The organism is Lachnospira pectinoschiza (assembly GCF_020564355.1).
GTDB classification, from domain to species: Bacteria; Bacillota; Clostridia; order Lachnospirales; family Lachnospiraceae; genus Lachnospira; species Lachnospira intestinalis.
Map to the genome: position 1 here is coordinate 173,099 of NZ_JAJCRR010000005.1, position 16,363 is coordinate 189,461.

Annotated in this window: 14 protein-coding genes; all 14 read left to right on the top strand. The window is 34.5% G+C overall.

Translation table 11 applies throughout. The features are described from left to right. Positions 1-155 precede the first annotated feature (155 nt). The 14 genes from LI288_RS11385 to LI288_RS11450 all read left to right on the top strand — a co-directional run bounded on the left by LI288_RS11385 (position 156) and on the right by LI288_RS11450 (position 16,328). Positions 156-1,040: a CatB-related O-acetyltransferase gene (locus LI288_RS11385; protein ID WP_227090481.1), complete on the top strand. Its 885-nt coding sequence runs from the start codon at positions 156-158 to the stop codon at positions 1,038-1,040. A gap of 251 nt (positions 1,041-1,291) precedes the next feature. After that, a complete protein-coding gene (locus LI288_RS11390; RefSeq protein ID WP_227090482.1) occupies positions 1,292-2,461 on the top strand; it encodes a saccharopine dehydrogenase NADP-binding domain-containing protein in 1,170 nt (389 codons plus the stop codon). A gap of 34 nt (positions 2,462-2,495) precedes the next feature. Beyond that, positions 2,496-3,521 (top strand): acyltransferase, encoded by a 1,026-nt coding sequence (locus LI288_RS11395; protein ID WP_227090483.1) that lies wholly within the window; start codon positions 2,496-2,498, stop codon positions 3,519-3,521. Beyond that, positions 3,499-4,251 (top strand): metallophosphoesterase family protein, encoded by a 753-nt coding sequence (locus tag LI288_RS11400; protein WP_227090484.1) that lies wholly within the window; start codon positions 3,499-3,501, stop codon positions 4,249-4,251. The genes LI288_RS11395 and LI288_RS11400 overlap by 23 nt, the downstream gene beginning before the upstream one ends. After that, complete coding sequence (aepX, locus tag LI288_RS11405) at positions 4,252-5,547, top strand: phosphoenolpyruvate mutase (protein ID WP_227090485.1); 1,296 nt, start codon at positions 4,252-4,254, stop codon at positions 5,545-5,547. Between the two features lie 154 nt (positions 5,548-5,701). Beyond that, positions 5,702-7,027 carry a CDP-glycerol glycerophosphotransferase family protein gene (locus tag LI288_RS14460; protein WP_227090486.1) on the top strand — a complete coding sequence of 442 codons (1,326 nt, stop codon included), beginning with the start codon at positions 5,702-5,704 and terminating at the stop codon, positions 7,025-7,027. 9 nt (positions 7,028-7,036) lie between these two features. Beyond that, positions 7,037-7,882: a LicD family protein gene (locus LI288_RS11415; RefSeq protein ID WP_227090487.1), complete on the top strand. Its 846-nt coding sequence runs from the start codon at positions 7,037-7,039 to the stop codon at positions 7,880-7,882. A 10-nt stretch (positions 7,883-7,892) separates the two neighbouring features. Next, positions 7,893-8,651 (top strand): DUF6564 domain-containing protein, encoded by a 759-nt coding sequence (locus LI288_RS11420; protein WP_227090488.1) that lies wholly within the window; start codon positions 7,893-7,895, stop codon positions 8,649-8,651. Between the two features lie 16 nt (positions 8,652-8,667). Then, entirely contained in the window at positions 8,668-9,831 is a 1,164-nt protein-coding gene (locus LI288_RS11425) for a glycosyltransferase (protein WP_227090489.1), read from the top strand. Positions 9,832-9,895: 64 nt separating this feature from the next. Beyond that, positions 9,896-10,108, top strand: coding sequence for a hypothetical protein (locus LI288_RS11430; RefSeq protein ID WP_227090490.1), 213 nt, complete (start codon positions 9,896-9,898; stop codon positions 10,106-10,108). After that, entirely contained in the window at positions 10,065-12,761 is a 2,697-nt protein-coding gene (locus tag LI288_RS14465) for an AAA family ATPase (RefSeq protein WP_227090491.1), read from the top strand. Before LI288_RS11430 ends, LI288_RS14465 begins: the two co-directional genes overlap by 44 nt. A 259-nt stretch (positions 12,762-13,020) precedes the next feature. Continuing rightward, on the top strand, positions 13,021-13,593 hold the full coding sequence (locus tag LI288_RS11440) for a type III toxin-antitoxin system ToxN/AbiQ family toxin (RefSeq protein ID WP_227090492.1): 573 nt from the start codon (positions 13,021-13,023) through the stop codon (positions 13,591-13,593). Positions 13,594-13,696: 103 nt separating this feature from the next. After that, complete coding sequence (locus LI288_RS11445) at positions 13,697-15,076, top strand: hypothetical protein (RefSeq protein WP_227090493.1); 1,380 nt, start codon at positions 13,697-13,699, stop codon at positions 15,074-15,076. Beyond that, positions 15,054-16,328, top strand: a complete 1,275-nt coding sequence (locus LI288_RS11450) for a glycosyltransferase (RefSeq protein ID WP_227090494.1) — start codon at positions 15,054-15,056, stop codon at positions 16,326-16,328. Before LI288_RS11445 ends, LI288_RS11450 begins: the two co-directional genes overlap by 23 nt. Positions 16,329-16,363: the final 35 nt, after the last annotated feature.

Sequence of the window (16,363 nt, forward strand, 5' to 3'; positions counted from 1 at the left end):
TTATAGTACAAAGAAAAGAAAAATTCAATTTGTTCATAAAACATTTTATATGGAGAAAATTAGAGAATAAAGTGTATTCAATGACTGAAATTTATAGTATAATTTTAATATAGATTGCATTTAAAAATATGACATTTTAACGGATAGGAGAAAAGATGAATACATTACTAATTGGAGATATGAAAAGAGTAGATGGGTTTTGGGAATGGCTAAACGCAGCGGATGAGGTATTTGAAGTATCGTTAATTATATCGGAAGATGAAATGGTGTCAGAAAAATTTTCATGCCCGATTCAGCCGTTAGATTATCTGGAAAAGCTGACAGATACATATGATGTAATATTTATATGCAGTATTTTTTATCAAAAGCTGAAAAATATTTTGATACAGTTAGGCGTTGAAAAAGAGTGTATTTTGTCAGAAGATGATATTGGGAGATATTTATCGAAAACAGACATTATGAAATATCATGCTGCTCAAATATACAAAACATACGAATATGAAAAGCAGGAAGCAGTTGCGGATATAGGAGCATTTACATATGGAAAATTCTTAGCGAATGATTATGGTGAAGGAATCCACCTGCATATTGGTAAATTCTGTTCTATTGCATATGGTGTTGCATTTATGTTAGGTGGTGAACATAGGGGAGAGTGGTGTACAACTTATCCTTTTAGTGCGTTTATTCCACAATTTTCACATCTTGAAGGATTTACACACATAAAAGGCGATATTATAGTTGGAAACGATGTTTGGATAGGAAGCGATGCAAAGATTATGTCAGGTGTGCATATCGGTGATGGCTGTATTATTGCGGCAAATGCGGTTGTGACAAAGGATGTTGAGCCGTATACGGTCGTAGGCGGTGTTCCTGCAAAAGTGATTAAAAAGCGTTTCTCAGACGAAAAAATTCAAATGCTGGAGCAGATGAAATGGTGGGATTGGAATTATGAGGATATTTATAATGTAATTCCATTGCTTCAGAGTGAGAAAATTGATGAATTAATATTGTATTATAAAAGTAAAAATAAAGAAATTTAGCAGTAGTTGTAAAGTATTAAAAATACTGGTCGTAACTAAAATGGATAAAAGTAAAAAGTATAAGAAGTATAGGTAGAAATGATTTGTAAGAAACTAAAGAATTGTAAAATAAAGTCGATATATAAATAAGAAAACTTAAAATGGATTCTTATAGTGCATGGAGGCAGAACAAGAATAAATATGTTTATAATTTGCCATCTGAATATTTTAATTCAGATGGCTTTTTAACTTAATCAGGGAGGAAGTATTTGATGAATACCACAACAAAATTAATAAAATTAAAAGAAAATAAAATAGACGTAAAAATTATGATTATGGGACTGGGCAGTGTCGGTCAGTATTTATTGGATTATTTATGCTCAGCGGGTGACGAAAGAATAGAAATTATTGTAGCAGGCAGAAATAAAGATAAAATGCAGCAGGATGTAAATATTGTCCGTGTTGCGGCAGCAATCAGAGGTAAATTAAGAACAAAAATAAAAATTGTTGAAAACTGTGATTTGGATAATATTGAAAGTATAAAGAAATGTTTGCGGGAAAATCAACCGGATATTATTGTAAATACAAGCAGAGTGTATGCTGGATTAAAATATGGAAGTATATCATGGAAAAATTTCAGAGCATACGGAATTTGGACACCGTTGGCTATTAAATATATAAAAAATATTATGGAGGCTGTTGAAGCAGAAACACCATCTGCAATTGTAATTAACACCTCGTATTCTGATGCAGTTATTCCATGGCTGAAAAGTGCCGGAAAAGCATACCCTGATTTTGGAAGTGGTAATCTGAATCATTTAATTCCAAGAATAAGATTTGCAGTTGCACAAAAATATGGAATCAATGATGACTGGAATATTGATGTATCACTTGCAACGGGTCATTTTCATGATGTGGTGATTAGTAAAGAGGGGCAAAATGAAGGTATTACTCAGTTGATTTCTGTTTCATACAAAGGAGAAAAAATTGTATTTGATCAAAAAGAGATATTAAGCCGGTGTGTAATACCAATGCCGGTCGATGCAAAAAGAAATATGATGAATGCTTCAAGTAATTATGAAATAATATCTGCAATTTTAGATGCAGTTTTTGAAAATAAAAAAATACGCATTCATATTCCGGGATTTGGTGGAAATATAGGTGGATATCCGGTATGGATTGATGGTTCAAATGGAGATGTAAAAGCATATATTGATGAGGAGAATTTTGCATATGAAGATATGGTTTTGCATAACCAAAAATCAATGTATAAAGATGGAATAGAAAAAATTGAAAATGGAAATTTGATTTATACAGATGAATTAATAGAAAAAGTTCAGAAAACTTTTGGAACAAAACTTCCAAAGTGTGTTACATTTGAACAAATAGATGAAACAGCAGAATACATAATACAAAATATAATTAAGAAAGCCGGTAAATAAGGCTGACAATGCGAATTTATCAGGGAGAAAAATCATGAAAGATGTTTTAATTAAAAATATCGGAAATCGCAAAATTGTATTCTGGGGATGCAGTATATATCAGGATGATAAAAATCAGATTTCCCACTTTTGGAAAGAGGTAATAAAAAAGGAAAAGCTGGAAGTCGCATTCTGCGTGGACAGTGATTATGGAAAATGTGGTGAAAATGTAAAATTTCACTATGAGTTAAAGAACCAAAAAGAGAAATACTATGTTATTGTATTATGCAGGTATTATGAGGAAATATATAAATTGCTTGAGGAATACGGCTATACGGAACACAAAGACTTTATTTATGTGAAGCATCAGCCGGTTATAATAAAATCAACATATGATTATATAGATAAGTATAATAACCGTATCGAAGGCAGATTGCCACAAGGTGGAGAAATTATGTTTTCGGGATATAATGCAAGAGTTATCATAGGACGTAATTTTAAGTTTCATGGAAAAATTGAAGTGAGAAATAACAGTTGTCTGATAATAGGGGACAATGTAGTAGTTGAAGATGCTTCTCCCTGGCTTGTGAGTAATAACGGATACTGTACGATTGGTAGTGGGTGTAAATTTAAAAAGACTGGTTTGATTAATGTTCTTGACGAAGCAAAGCTGATAATAGGAGATGATTCTACCTTTGAAAGTGATTATCACTTTTCAATTCAGCCATATACGACCTGCGAGTTTGGAAAGGATTGTATGGCATCAAATGAGTTGAGTGTCAGGACAAATGACGGACATACTATATTTGATAATATTTTAAAAGATAATGTGAACAGTAAAGTTGAGATTAGTAAAAACAGAAAAATTATTATAAAAGATCATGTTTGGATAGGACGGCGGTGTGCAATTTTATATAATACATACATAGATACAAATTGTATTGTCGGACTGGGAAGTGTTGTAAAAGGAACATTTGAGAGTAACAGCATGCTTGCAGGTGTGCCTGCAAAAGTGATAAAAAATAATGTTAGCTGGAGCAGAGAGAAGATAGGAAATTATGTTGAAGACAACAGATTATAAGGCAAAAAAAATTTTAATATTGTCTGATATACATGGTAATTATTCTGCATTGAATAGTGTATTAAAAAATGTTGACTGGGATTGTATTAAAGGGATGATACTCTTAGGTGATTTAATTGATTATGGACCTTCATCCAATGAAACAATTGAATTATTAAAAAAAATTGAAAATAAGCAGACATATTGTAATATTTGGGGAAATCATGAATATGCAATTATGACGGATACTTATGACAAATTTTCGTCACAAAGAGGAATATTGAGTGCAAAATATACAAAGTCAAGGATCACAGATTCATCAATTCAATATTTGGAAAAGATGAATAGGGAGGGCAAAGCACAATTTATGCTCGGAAACAGAAAATGTTTGGCAGTACATGGTTCGTTAGAAAATCCTTTATGGAAAAGCATTTATCCGGATAAAATAGGAAATGAGTATTCAGAGTATGACTATGTATTTTCGGGACATTCTCACAGAGAACATTTTTTTTCTGTATACTATGAAGCGGATAATGCGGAATATAGAAATGAAAAGCGGACGATATTTGTTAATCCGGGTTCGGTGGGACAGCCAAGAAATCATAATCCGGCGGCTTGTTATGCGGTTTTAAATTTGGAAAATGATGAGATAGAATTTAAAAAAGTAAATTATGATATACAGGCAGAGCAGGACAAATTTTCAGATGAGGTAGATCAGTTCTACAAAAAAAGATTGGAGTGTGGAATATAAATGAAAAAAGTATACTTATGTATTTCAACAGATGTCATTCAAACAGGACATATTAATATTATTAATGAAGCGGCAAAATTAGGAGAAGTTACAGTTGGTGTATTATGCGATGAATGTGCTGCAAAATATGAAAGATATCCGTTGATTCCGTTGGAAGAAAGAATGAAGATTATAGCAGGATTAAAAGGTGTATCGCATGTCGTAGTCCAGGAAGATATATATTATGACGATATTTTGTATAAACTCAGACCGGATTATGTAGTGCATGGAGATAACTGGAAACGGGGATATTTAAAGAAAGTCAGAGAAAGAGTTGTTCAGGTTATTAGTGAGTGGGGAGGTCAGATTGTTGAGCCTCCGTATTATAAAAATGCTTCATTTGATTATTTTAAAGGAGCAATGAATGAACTTAGAGGTTTGCCTGAACTTAGAAGACAGAAGCTAAAGGATAAGATAGAAAGAGGAGAAATTGTTAAAGTAATTGTTACATATGATGGAATCAGCGCACTTTTAGCAGAAAAGACAGAAGTTGAAACAGAAAAAGGGAAAAAACAATTTGATGCGTTTTGGATGTCCAGTCTGTGTGATTCAACGGTAAAGGGCAAACCGGACATAGAATTAGTTGATATTTCGTCCAGAGTGAGTGTTGTAAATGACATTATGGAAATAACAACGAAACCGATTATTTTCGATGCGGATACAGGCGGACAGCTTGAACATTTTGGATATACTATCAGAACATTGGAAAGAGTAGGCGTATCGGCTGTAATCATTGAAGATAAATGTGGATTAAAAAGGAATTCTTTACTGGGCAATGAAGTTGAGCAGCATCAGGACAGTATTGAAAATTTTTGTGAAAAGATAAAAGCCGGGAAGGCGGCTAAGATATCAAAGAATTTTATGATTATCGCAAGAATTGAAAGCTTGATTTTAGAACAGGGAATGGAAGATGCGTTGAAACGTGCGCAGGAATATGTTAAAGCCGGTGCAGACGGAATTATGATGCACTCTCGTGCAAAGACTCCGGATGAGATTTTTGAATTTGCAGATAAGTTCAGAAAAATGGATAGTGAAACGCCACTGGTTGTAGTACCAACAACATATGCGACAGTAACGGAAGAAGAATTAAAGGCACATGGTATCAATATTGTCATTTATGCAAATCAGACACTGCGTGCCGCATTTCCGGCAGTGCAGAAAGTTATGCAGACAATATTAGAAAATGGACGATGCTACGAAGCAAATGAACAGTGTATGTCAATTAAAGACATTCTTTCATTGATACCAATAAAATGATTTGTGTGGTGATAAAATGAGATGCTATATTAAACAGAAAATTTTAGATTCCTGTAATATATTGATGCAGAATGTGAAATTATTTCAAGCGCATAGTGGACAGACGATAACAGAGGCAATATACCAGAATTTATGTGATTATCAGAATATGTTTGTGGAATTAGGCGAATATATTGAAAAAAATTGTACTGAAAAGAAATTTTTAGTACAAAAATTGGAATGGTCATGTGAATGTTTATATAGAATAAGCCAGACGGATTTGGATATCAATTTATTAAACGATATAGAAGAAAATATTAGTTTTATCAGAAATAATATCTTAGATGAGAAAACAGATAAAATATTAATATATTTTCTGCCTTATAAAGCTGCGATGTGGGATTGTTTTGAAAGTATATGGGAATGTGCAAAAGATGATGAGCGATGCGAAGTTAAAATAATGCCGATTCCGTATATTGAAAAAGCCAGTGGCAGGGTGATATGTGAACTGGATCAATTTGATTCGGATATTCCGTTAATAGATTATCGTCTGGTTAAATTAGAAGAAGTTCATCCGGATATTATATATATACATAATCCATATGATCAGGCAAATAAAGTTACAAGTGTTGTTGAAAATTATTTTTCTGCTGAATTAAAAAAGTGTACGGAAAAACTGGTATATGTTCCATATTATTTATCATCAATGTATAGAAATGAGCAAAGACTGATTGAGAAGGCGTGTTTACCGGGAAGCATTAATTCGGATATTGTGATTTTGCAATCACAAGTACAAAAAGACATATATAAAAAATATGGGATAGATTGCGAAAAATATTTTGTAGCAGGAAGTCCTAAAACAGATGCTGTTATCAAGTATATTGAATCCAATAATAAAGAAACAGTAAAAAAAGAATGGGGGATTGATGGAGAAAAGGTCGTAATGCTTAATACAAGTATTACCTATTTTTTGAATAAAGAAAAATGGGGAGAGATTCTATTTGAAATATTGCGTATTATAGATGAAAAAGATATTACTTTGTTATGGAGACCTCATCCGTTATTAGAAGCTACGATGAAGGCTATGAATCGGGAAGGCTATAAAGAGTACAAAAAGGCATTGGCATATGCTGCAGATAAGAATAAAATATATGTCGATTATTCGCCAAATCCGTTAAAAGCAATATTAATATCGGATGCGTTAATATCTGACTATAGCTCTTTAGTAGTACAGTATTATTTAACAGGTAAACCTATCTATAGTCTGGATGGAATAAGAAAATGTGTACAGGATAGTATTTTGATTTTCAATTATTATGACGTATATCTTAAATCAGAGGGAATAACAGTAGAACAATATATTGACATGATATTGGAAAACAATGATTATAAAAAAAATATACGTTTAGAACGAATAAAAGAGTATCCTATGTTAATGGACGGTATGGCAGGAGAAAGAATTCATAAGTATGTTTTAAAATATTTTACATGCAGAAGCTAGGAAGGAAAAATGAGTATTAATAGAAAAGCAATGGTTCTATCCCGCGAACAGTTAAGAGAAATACAAATGGTAGAACTGGAGATTTTAATAGAGGTTGATAGAATTTGTAGAGAAAATGATATTAAGTATGTATTGGGATATGGAAGTGTATTGGGAGCTGTCAGACATAAGGGATTTATTCCATGGGATGACGATATAGATATTTTGATGCTTAGACCGGAATATGACAAATTTAATGAAGTGTGCAAGACACAGTTAGATACAAGTAGATTTTTCTGGCAGACATGGGATACGGATTTAAATTATCGTATTGGATATGGAAAAATGAGAAGACTGGGTACGGAGTATGTACGTGTCGGACAGGAAAAAATGAAATATCATGGGGGAATTCCAATAGATATTATGCCATTGGATAATGTACCGGATGGGAGCATTGAAGAATCCCATTTTTTAAAGATGTGTGGTATTTATAGAAAACTTATGTATTCAAAAGCTGGTTCAATGTGTGAAAAAAATGTATTCAAAAGATGTGGTTATAAGGTGCTGTCATTTATTCCGAAGAATTGGGTGAAAGAAAAATTTATAAAATATGCAAGCGGATATAATGATATAGATGTTGTTAATGTTCGATGTCTATATGCAAAAGGAACGACGGTATATTATAAAGATATGTTTGCAGACCGTGTGGAATTGGAATTTGAGGGATACAAATTTTATTGCCCAAAGGATTATATTATGTATTTAAAAGTAACGTATGGTTATTATTTTATGACACCGCCACCGCAAAATGAGAGATATGGTCATGCGGCGGTATCCAGTTATAAAGCGATAAAACCTGATTTTTTAGATAGGTAGGATTATATAAATGAAAATTCTTTTATTGACAGTGGCGGGAATGTCTACAAGGTTTAGCAGTTCGTTAGGTAAAAGCTGCCTTAAATGTATTTATTATGAGAATAATTTTAAAGAATCTATACTGTATAATATAATTAGCAAAGATGTGTATTTTGATAAATATGTTATTGTTGGGGGGTATCGTTTTCAAGAATTGAAAGATGCTGTTTATACCGAATTGCAACAATATGCAGATAAAATTCATTTAATTGAGAATACACATTTTTGTGATTGGGGTTCAGGATATAGTTTGTATAAAGGTTTGGAATTTATACAACAGGATCAATTTGATGAAATTGTGTTTGCAGAAGGTGATTTATATGTTGATGATATCAGTTTTGTCGATGTGTGTGACAGCAAAAAAAATGTAGTTACGTGTAATACCGAGCCTATATTGGCAAATAAAGCAGTTGCATATTACTATGATAAGGATTATAAATTACATTACATATATGATACAGCGCATGAAACATTATGTGTTAAAGAGGAATTCAGAGGAATATTTAATTCGGGTCAGATATGGAAGTTTATAGAGCCGGAACGAGTAAGAAAAATATATAAACAAATGAAATCAGATGAATGGAAAGACACAAATTTGAGATTTATTCAGCATTATTTTGGGGACATGAATAAGGAAAAATATGAAATAATTCAGTTACGTGATTGGATTAATTGTAACACGATAGAAGATTATAAGAAAATTTTACAGTTGAAAATAAGGAAGGGTTAAAGCGTAAAAATAAGTAATGATATCAATCTGTATAATTACAAAAAATGAAGAAAAGAATATAGAAAGATGCTTGCAGTCTTTTCAAAAGTATGATTTTGAACTTGTAGTAGTAGATACGGGGTCCACAGATCAGACGAAAAATATAGCAGGAAGGTATACATCACATATATATGATTTTGAATGGTGTGATGATTTTGCAGCAGCCAAAAACTATGCAGTATCAAAGGCATCAGAAGAATATGTAATGGTAATTGACAGTGATGAATATTTGAATGATATAGATATAAAGGCAGTAGAAAAATTAATTAAAGAGAATCCGTACAAGGTTGGTCGTATAAAACGTATCAATACATTTGTAAGAGATGGAATCGCTTATGAAAATACAGAAATAATAAATCGTATTTTTTCTAAAAAATTATTCCATTATGAAGGAAAAATACATGAACAGGTAAGTCATTTAAAAGGGAAGGATTATGAAACATATATATTACCGGTAACAATAGGCCATAGTGGATATGATATGCCGGAGGAGGAACGAAAGCAAAAGGCACGGCGGAATATTAAACTGCTCGATTTAGAATTGAAAAGCTTAATCAATGAAAAAATAAGAAATGTGTGCAATTCAGGACAAGAGGATACGCAAAAGTATTTAGAAATATTATCGGAAACGCTGCAACGGGAAGATGAATTTGCACATAGCCTTCAACAAGATGACAGGATGCCATATATTTTATATCAGCTGGGAAAGGGATATTATATGGCGAAGGAATACGAAAAGGCATGCAATTATTTTTCATTGTCATTATCATTTGACTTAAATCCTAAACTGGAATATGTAGTAGATATGGTTGAAACATATGGATATGCTTTAATCAATTCCGGACAGGCCGATAAGGCAATGTTTTTTGAGAATATTTATGATGAATTCGGAAAAACAGCGGATTTTAAATTCCTTATGGGACTTATTTACATGAAGAACGGTTTGTTTGATAAGGCGATAGAGGAATTTAAAAAGGCAACGCAAATGCCTGACGGAAGAATGAAAGGGGTTAATTCATATTTTGCAGACTATAATATAGGGGTTATTTATGAATGTTTGGGAGATATTCAGAATGCTAAGAAATATTATAAGATGTGTGGTGAATATGAACCGGCAAAAGTACGGTTATCAGTCTATTAGTGTGAAGAACAAATTAGTAGGAGGAAACTGCGGGCGGCACAGATAAAGGAGTGAAAGAAAACAGATGAAATATTTGGTTGGTGCAGCTAATAATACATGGAGACTGCCGGATGCGATTGGGGCAGCGGCTGATGGAGATACCATTGAGTTTCAGGCGGGGTATTCGCCGGTGGTGGATACGATTATTCTTAATAAAAGCCTTCATTTTAAGGGAAAGGTTACAACGGGGGAAAGTGGAAACCAGAACTTTACCCAATGTGATCACCGGAAAATTTAATATCCAACAGCAGGCGAATGTAACCTTTGAAAATCTCTGGATTTGTTATGGCGTGGAAAAAGACAATATCATTAATGGTACAGAACAGTCAGGGATTAGTCTGATAAACTGTGTGTTGGAAAATACACAGGTGGATGGTGAGGTATATCCGATATTTTATATAGGGGATCATTCAAATGTTGTTTTAAGAAGCGTTACCATTATAGAAAACCCTAAATTATATTTGAAAAGCTATGTGGGAAACAGTAAGCTCGAAATGGACAACTGTGTTTTTCAGGACTGTAGGATAATACTGGAGAATGTAGATTTAAAAATGAAAAACTGCACCATTCAGACAGGGGACAGCAATACGATACATGCAATCAAATGTGAGATGCAGATTGAAAATAGTGTCATTAAAGGCAGTGATCCGACAAAGGGATATCCGGCATTATGGCTGGAAAGAAGCAGGGTAAATACAGTATTAAACTGTGTAACACAGCCGGGATATGAGGTATCGGTATCTGTAAACAACGGATCTAGTCTGCATTCACAAGACGATGAATTTACTTCTATAGAAATAGACGACGCAAAAGCTGCATTGCAGAATGTAACCGTTCGTGAAACCGCCGTAGTACAGAATCAGGCAGCAGCCTGCATTCTTGGAAAATTAAATATCCTAGGTGAGAATGACGATAAAATCGACCTTGGTGTCATGAGCAATTCTGTCGTATATGGAGATGCGCTTACCTTAAATCATGTGAATACACCGAATATCAGAATGACCGGGAATTCCGTTTTAAGCTTAAAGCAGCTCAATTACAGCGGCGGAGAAATGAGTGCACTGAATATTGAAGCGGAGAATGGCTGTAAGCGCTATTATCCAAAGAATGGCACTATATCAGCCGCACCGTCAGGCAGCAGCAATGGCAATAATGGCAATTTGGATTCAGATAAGCCGCAGCTCAGTGCAAGGGAGCAGCTCAATCAGTTAATCGGACTTGGCAGTGTTAAGAAAGAGATTGACAAAATGCTTCGCATGGTGGAATTTAACCAGCAGCGTATTGCAAAGGGATTAGAGCCGCAGGAGCAGTCCTATCATTCAGTATTTCTTGGCAATCCGGGAACAGGAAAGACGACCGTTGCCCGTCTGATTGGAGAAGTTTTATTTGAATCCGGAGCATTTAAGAGTGATGAATTTAAATTAATAGAAGCATCAGAGCCGGACTTTATTTCCCAGAATGTAGGTGGAACAGCACAGCAGACACTGGCATTATTGGAAAAAGCCAAAGGTGGTGTGCTCTTTATCGATGAGGCATATGCCTTGAATAAAAAAGATGCCAATGTAGACTTTGGTATTGAAGCAATCAATACAATCTTAAAGTATATGGAAGACCATCGTGGAGAAATCATGATTATCTTTGCCGGCTATACCAAAGAGATGGAGGAGTTCTTAAAGACTAATCCGGGACTGACTTCCCGTGTGCCAAATAAATTTGTCTTTGAGGATTACACACCGGATGAGATTGTTGAGATTGGCGAAAAAGATCTGGTAAAGAAGCAGTATAAATTTGAAAATGAAGAATATTATGCGCAGCAGGTAAAACGTGCATATCGTAATTCTTTAGACCACAGCAATGCCCGTTGGATTCGTAACTTTAATGAAAAACTGCTGAAAGCTTTTGCCAATCGTGTGATGAATGCCGGAACAGAGGACTTGGAAACCATTACCAAAGCAGACATTGATGAGGTTCTTGCACAGGGAAGATATCAGGCATCCGGCAAGAAAGATGAGGATGCACTGGAACGTCTGCAAAAGCTCATTGGAATCAATGGTGTAAAAGAACAGGTAAACCGCTTTATTTCACTGGTAGAATTAAATCACCAGAGAGAAGAACAGGGTATGGAAAACAGCGATTTTACACTGCATTCACTATTCCTTGGTAATCCGGGAACCGGTAAGACAACTGTGGCACGTATTGTAGGCGAGGTGCTTTATCAGAAGGGTATTATCAGTCAGAAGAAATTTATCGAGGTATCTAGAAGTGACCTTGTGGCAGGTTATATCGGTCAGACAGCCAAGAAGACAAGAGAAGTCTTAGAGTCAGCACTGGGCGGGGTACTTTTCATTGACGAAGCCTATTCACTGAGCCAGGGCAGTGACAATGATTTCGGTAAGGAAGCTATTGACGAGATTTTGAAATTTATGGAAGACCATAGAAAAGACATGGTCATCATTTTCGCGGGATATACCAAAGAAATGTCAGAGTTCCTGCAGATGAATTCCGGTCTTGCCAGCCGTATTCCGCATACGTTTGATTTTGAGGACTACACACCTGATGAAATCGTTAAGATTGGTCTTCTCGGCTTACATAATGCGTCATATAAAGTGGATGAGGCCGCATATGCCGATCTGGTAAAGAATAACTACAGTCTGACCTCTGACCACAGTAACGGACGATGGGTAAGAAACTTAAATGAGGAACTGATTATGGTGATGTCAGAGCGGGTTGCCCATACGCAGGATGCGGATATTAACCGGATTTTGCAGGAGGATTTAGATGCAGTCCGCGCAGGAAATCGTGGAGGACGTACATTAAAAAATGCACAGGATGGCAGCGGCAAGATAGTTGCAGATGAAAACGGATATGCAGTACCGCCAGCCAACAGCTGATTCTGGAAAATTTTGTAAAAAAATTGAAATGTCATTAAATTATTTTACGAATGATATTTGATTGACAGGATAGAATAATTATTATATTATAATTATAGAAAGGTCTCCATTAACCTTATAGTTTTAAATTATAAAAGAGATGAACGTTAAAGAGGGTCTCCATTAACCTTCGGTAATCAGTCCGTAAAGAGATGAACATTAAAGAATGGGAAGCACAGTCTTCCCATATTTTTTTACTAAAATACAAAGGAGTATTATAATGTTTGTGCTAGAGGGGAATCTGACATTTATTAATATTGACCAGGATTATTTAAAAAGACTGCATGACGTATGTACTGAAGTATATTATAAGCCTAGAGGGTATGAAAATAAACCGTATATAGGAATTCTTATAAATAAAGAAGGCAGAAAATATGTTATTCCGTTATCGTCCGCTAAAGAAAAACATAAAACATGGAAAAATGTTAATAAAGAATGTTATTTGATTTATGAATATGTAAAAAAATCCTGTATGGGGGAAAATGAAATCTGGGTGGAAACAGAACCGGATAATGTGAAACACATATTATCTGTTATAGATATTAAGAAGATAATTCCTATAGTGGACGGCTTATATAGCAGAGTGAATATTAATGATGATAATAGTGATACAGACGAGATAAGAAAATATAAGGATTTATTAAACAAAGAATATGTTTTTATATTAAAAATAATCGATGAAATAATTGATAAAGCGAATAAACTTTATGATAAACAGATGGAGCATGGAAAGATTGCTAAATTCTGTTGTGATTTTAAAAAATTAGAAAAAGTAGCAGATCATTATAAATGAAGTGGAAGCCTGTCTGTCAACGGATAGGCATTATATTTAAAGAAGATTTTACAAATGAAACTAGAAAAATATCAGTTTCATTCATAAGAAGGATGATTATTAAATGGAAAGTAAAGAAGTGATAGCGCGTATAGGGAAAATCTTAAAAGATAATACTGCGATAACAGAAGATGAGTATATTGCTGTTATGAATATATTTTGTGAGAATACTTTTGACTATGACATACAACAATTATATAACAATTTTGAAAAAACAAAATATGATTATTATATACCAGAAAAGATTTTGATGAGATGTTATAAAAATAAAAGTTATTCAAAAGCGTTATCATTATTGGCAGAAGATATGGATTCGGAAAATAAGACATATGAATGGGGAATATTATTTCATAATAAAGGGATTTGGCTGCTTAATAGAGATATAAAAGTTTCGAATACACAATTTAGTTCCAAAAGGACGGTATTTAAAATCTTATTTACAAATAAAACAGATTCTAAATATTTTAAATATTTTAATCACGAATATTTGCTGGGGTATGACAAAGATATATATTTTTTTAGGGATATCATTACATATAAAAATATAAAATTTCCATCTGTTAAATCAGACAGCTGGAATGCCTATTTCGGCTGCATTAAAAGATTTATGGATTATTATATTTCAGAAAAGGGGCATTATATTGAGGATATTGATAAATGTTATAGAAATATAAAATTATCTGATTATGAAGTCTACATAAAAGACAATGGAACCATAAAAACACCTAATACAGCCAAAAATCAATTCTTTTATATAAAATCTTTTATATTAAGTCAGACCTATAATAAGGAATTTGATATAAGCAGTAATGAAATAATAAGCAGATGTAAAGATATTTTGGATAAGCCAGCGGAAAATGTAGATGAAACAGATATAAAAAAAATAGCAGGAATTATAAAATGTATAGAAAATCAAAGAAATGGCAAAAGAAACAAAACGATATTTCTAATTTTGCTATGCTTTGGAATGGAAAGAAGAAAGATATGTGCATTAACGTGGAATGACATAGATAAAAAATGTGAAAAGATCAAAATGGGAAAGCATGAAATGGTAATGCCGCATATATTACAGCAAAGTTTTAAAGAATTAAAACAGGAAAAAAATGATGATGCAACATATGTCTTTGGCAATTCCAGAACAAATTGGCAAAAACCGTTACCGGAAAGTGGAATTAATGGGGTTTTGGAATTTATCAAAAATATTAATACACAAGATGAGTTCTATAAAAAATTTTCGCCGGGGAATATACGAAAATGGCTTTTTAGATTTTTACTTAAAGAAAATCCGTTACAGGATGTGTTAGTACTAATGAATATACCAATTAGCAACATTTCTAATTATATCAGTGATGAAGAAATGATAGAATTTACTACAGACAAACTTTCAAAGGGAGAAAAATATCTGCTTGAGGATTTTATGAATGATGTTGAAAAATTATTATAATGGATTGAATTCTAACAAAATCTTACTTTTTACCACCAGACAGTTATGCTACCACAGCGCCGGATTTTTTGCGGCGCAGCTGGCAGATGCACTGGAAAATGCAGGGTATCAATGTGAATTGTGCGAAATCCCGGAAGATGGCATCGCGGGAGAAATGCGTGAGCAGGCAGTACCGGCAAAAGATACGGCGGGGGAGATTTCGCCGCAGGCAGCAGCCGTGCTGGAGCGTTATATCGGAAAGGAATACGCGGCGGTCATTGACTTTAATTCCAAGCTGCCGCGGCTGATGTGCGATGATGACACCTATTATCTGGACACCATTCAGGCACCGTTTTTTAACTACATTTTAGACAATCCACTGTATCACCATGCAACACTGCAATGTCCGTTACAGCGGTATCATGTGCTTTTGGTCGATGAAGAACACGCCGCCTATGTACGGAAGCATTATCCGCATATTCAGGGTGCGCATATGCTGTCGCTTGGTGCCAATGAAGCGGTTATCGGAAAGGCATTTGAGCAGAAGCAGGAAAATGTATTATTTATGGGGACATACCGCAGCCCGGAAATATATTTGGAGCAGATTCGTAGTCAGGATACACAGGCGCAGAAAGAAATGCTGCAAATGATTGAGCGGATTCAGGCAGAGCCGGATTTATCCGTGGAGCGCGCATTAAGAGCTGTTTTGGAAGAACAGGATAGAAAAATTTCAGAAGAAGATTTTGCATTGCTGATGAATACATACTATCCGGTGGAAATGTATCTGCGCAATTATGACAGGGAACAGCTGGTGACGGCACTCGTCCGTGCAAAAATTCCGGTAAGAATTGTAGGTGACTGGTGGGAGCGGTACGCATATGCCGCTGCGCCGAATCTGCAATTGGAGCAGCCGGTTGCATTTGACCGTTCATTTGATAAAATTGCGGGAAGTGCCGTGATAGCGGATTCGTCCCCGTTTTTTAAAATGGGAATCCATGACCGTGTGTTTGCGGGCATGGCAAATCACACAGCAGTTCTGACCGATGAAAGTCCTTACAGAAAAAAAGTTTTCGGACAGACGGAAAATAATGCAGACTGCCAGGTCATTTTTTATCCCCCGGAAAATCCACAACGGGTGTGTGATGTGGCAGAGGAATTGTTGACAAACCGCGGCAGACGTAAAGACCTTGTGGATAAGGCATACGAAATGTATCAGAAAGAGTTTACATGGGATAAAGTGGCAGAACGGTTTGTAAAGCTTTTGGCAGAATAATTTACAAGAACGTTTAATAAGTGTTATAATAAAAC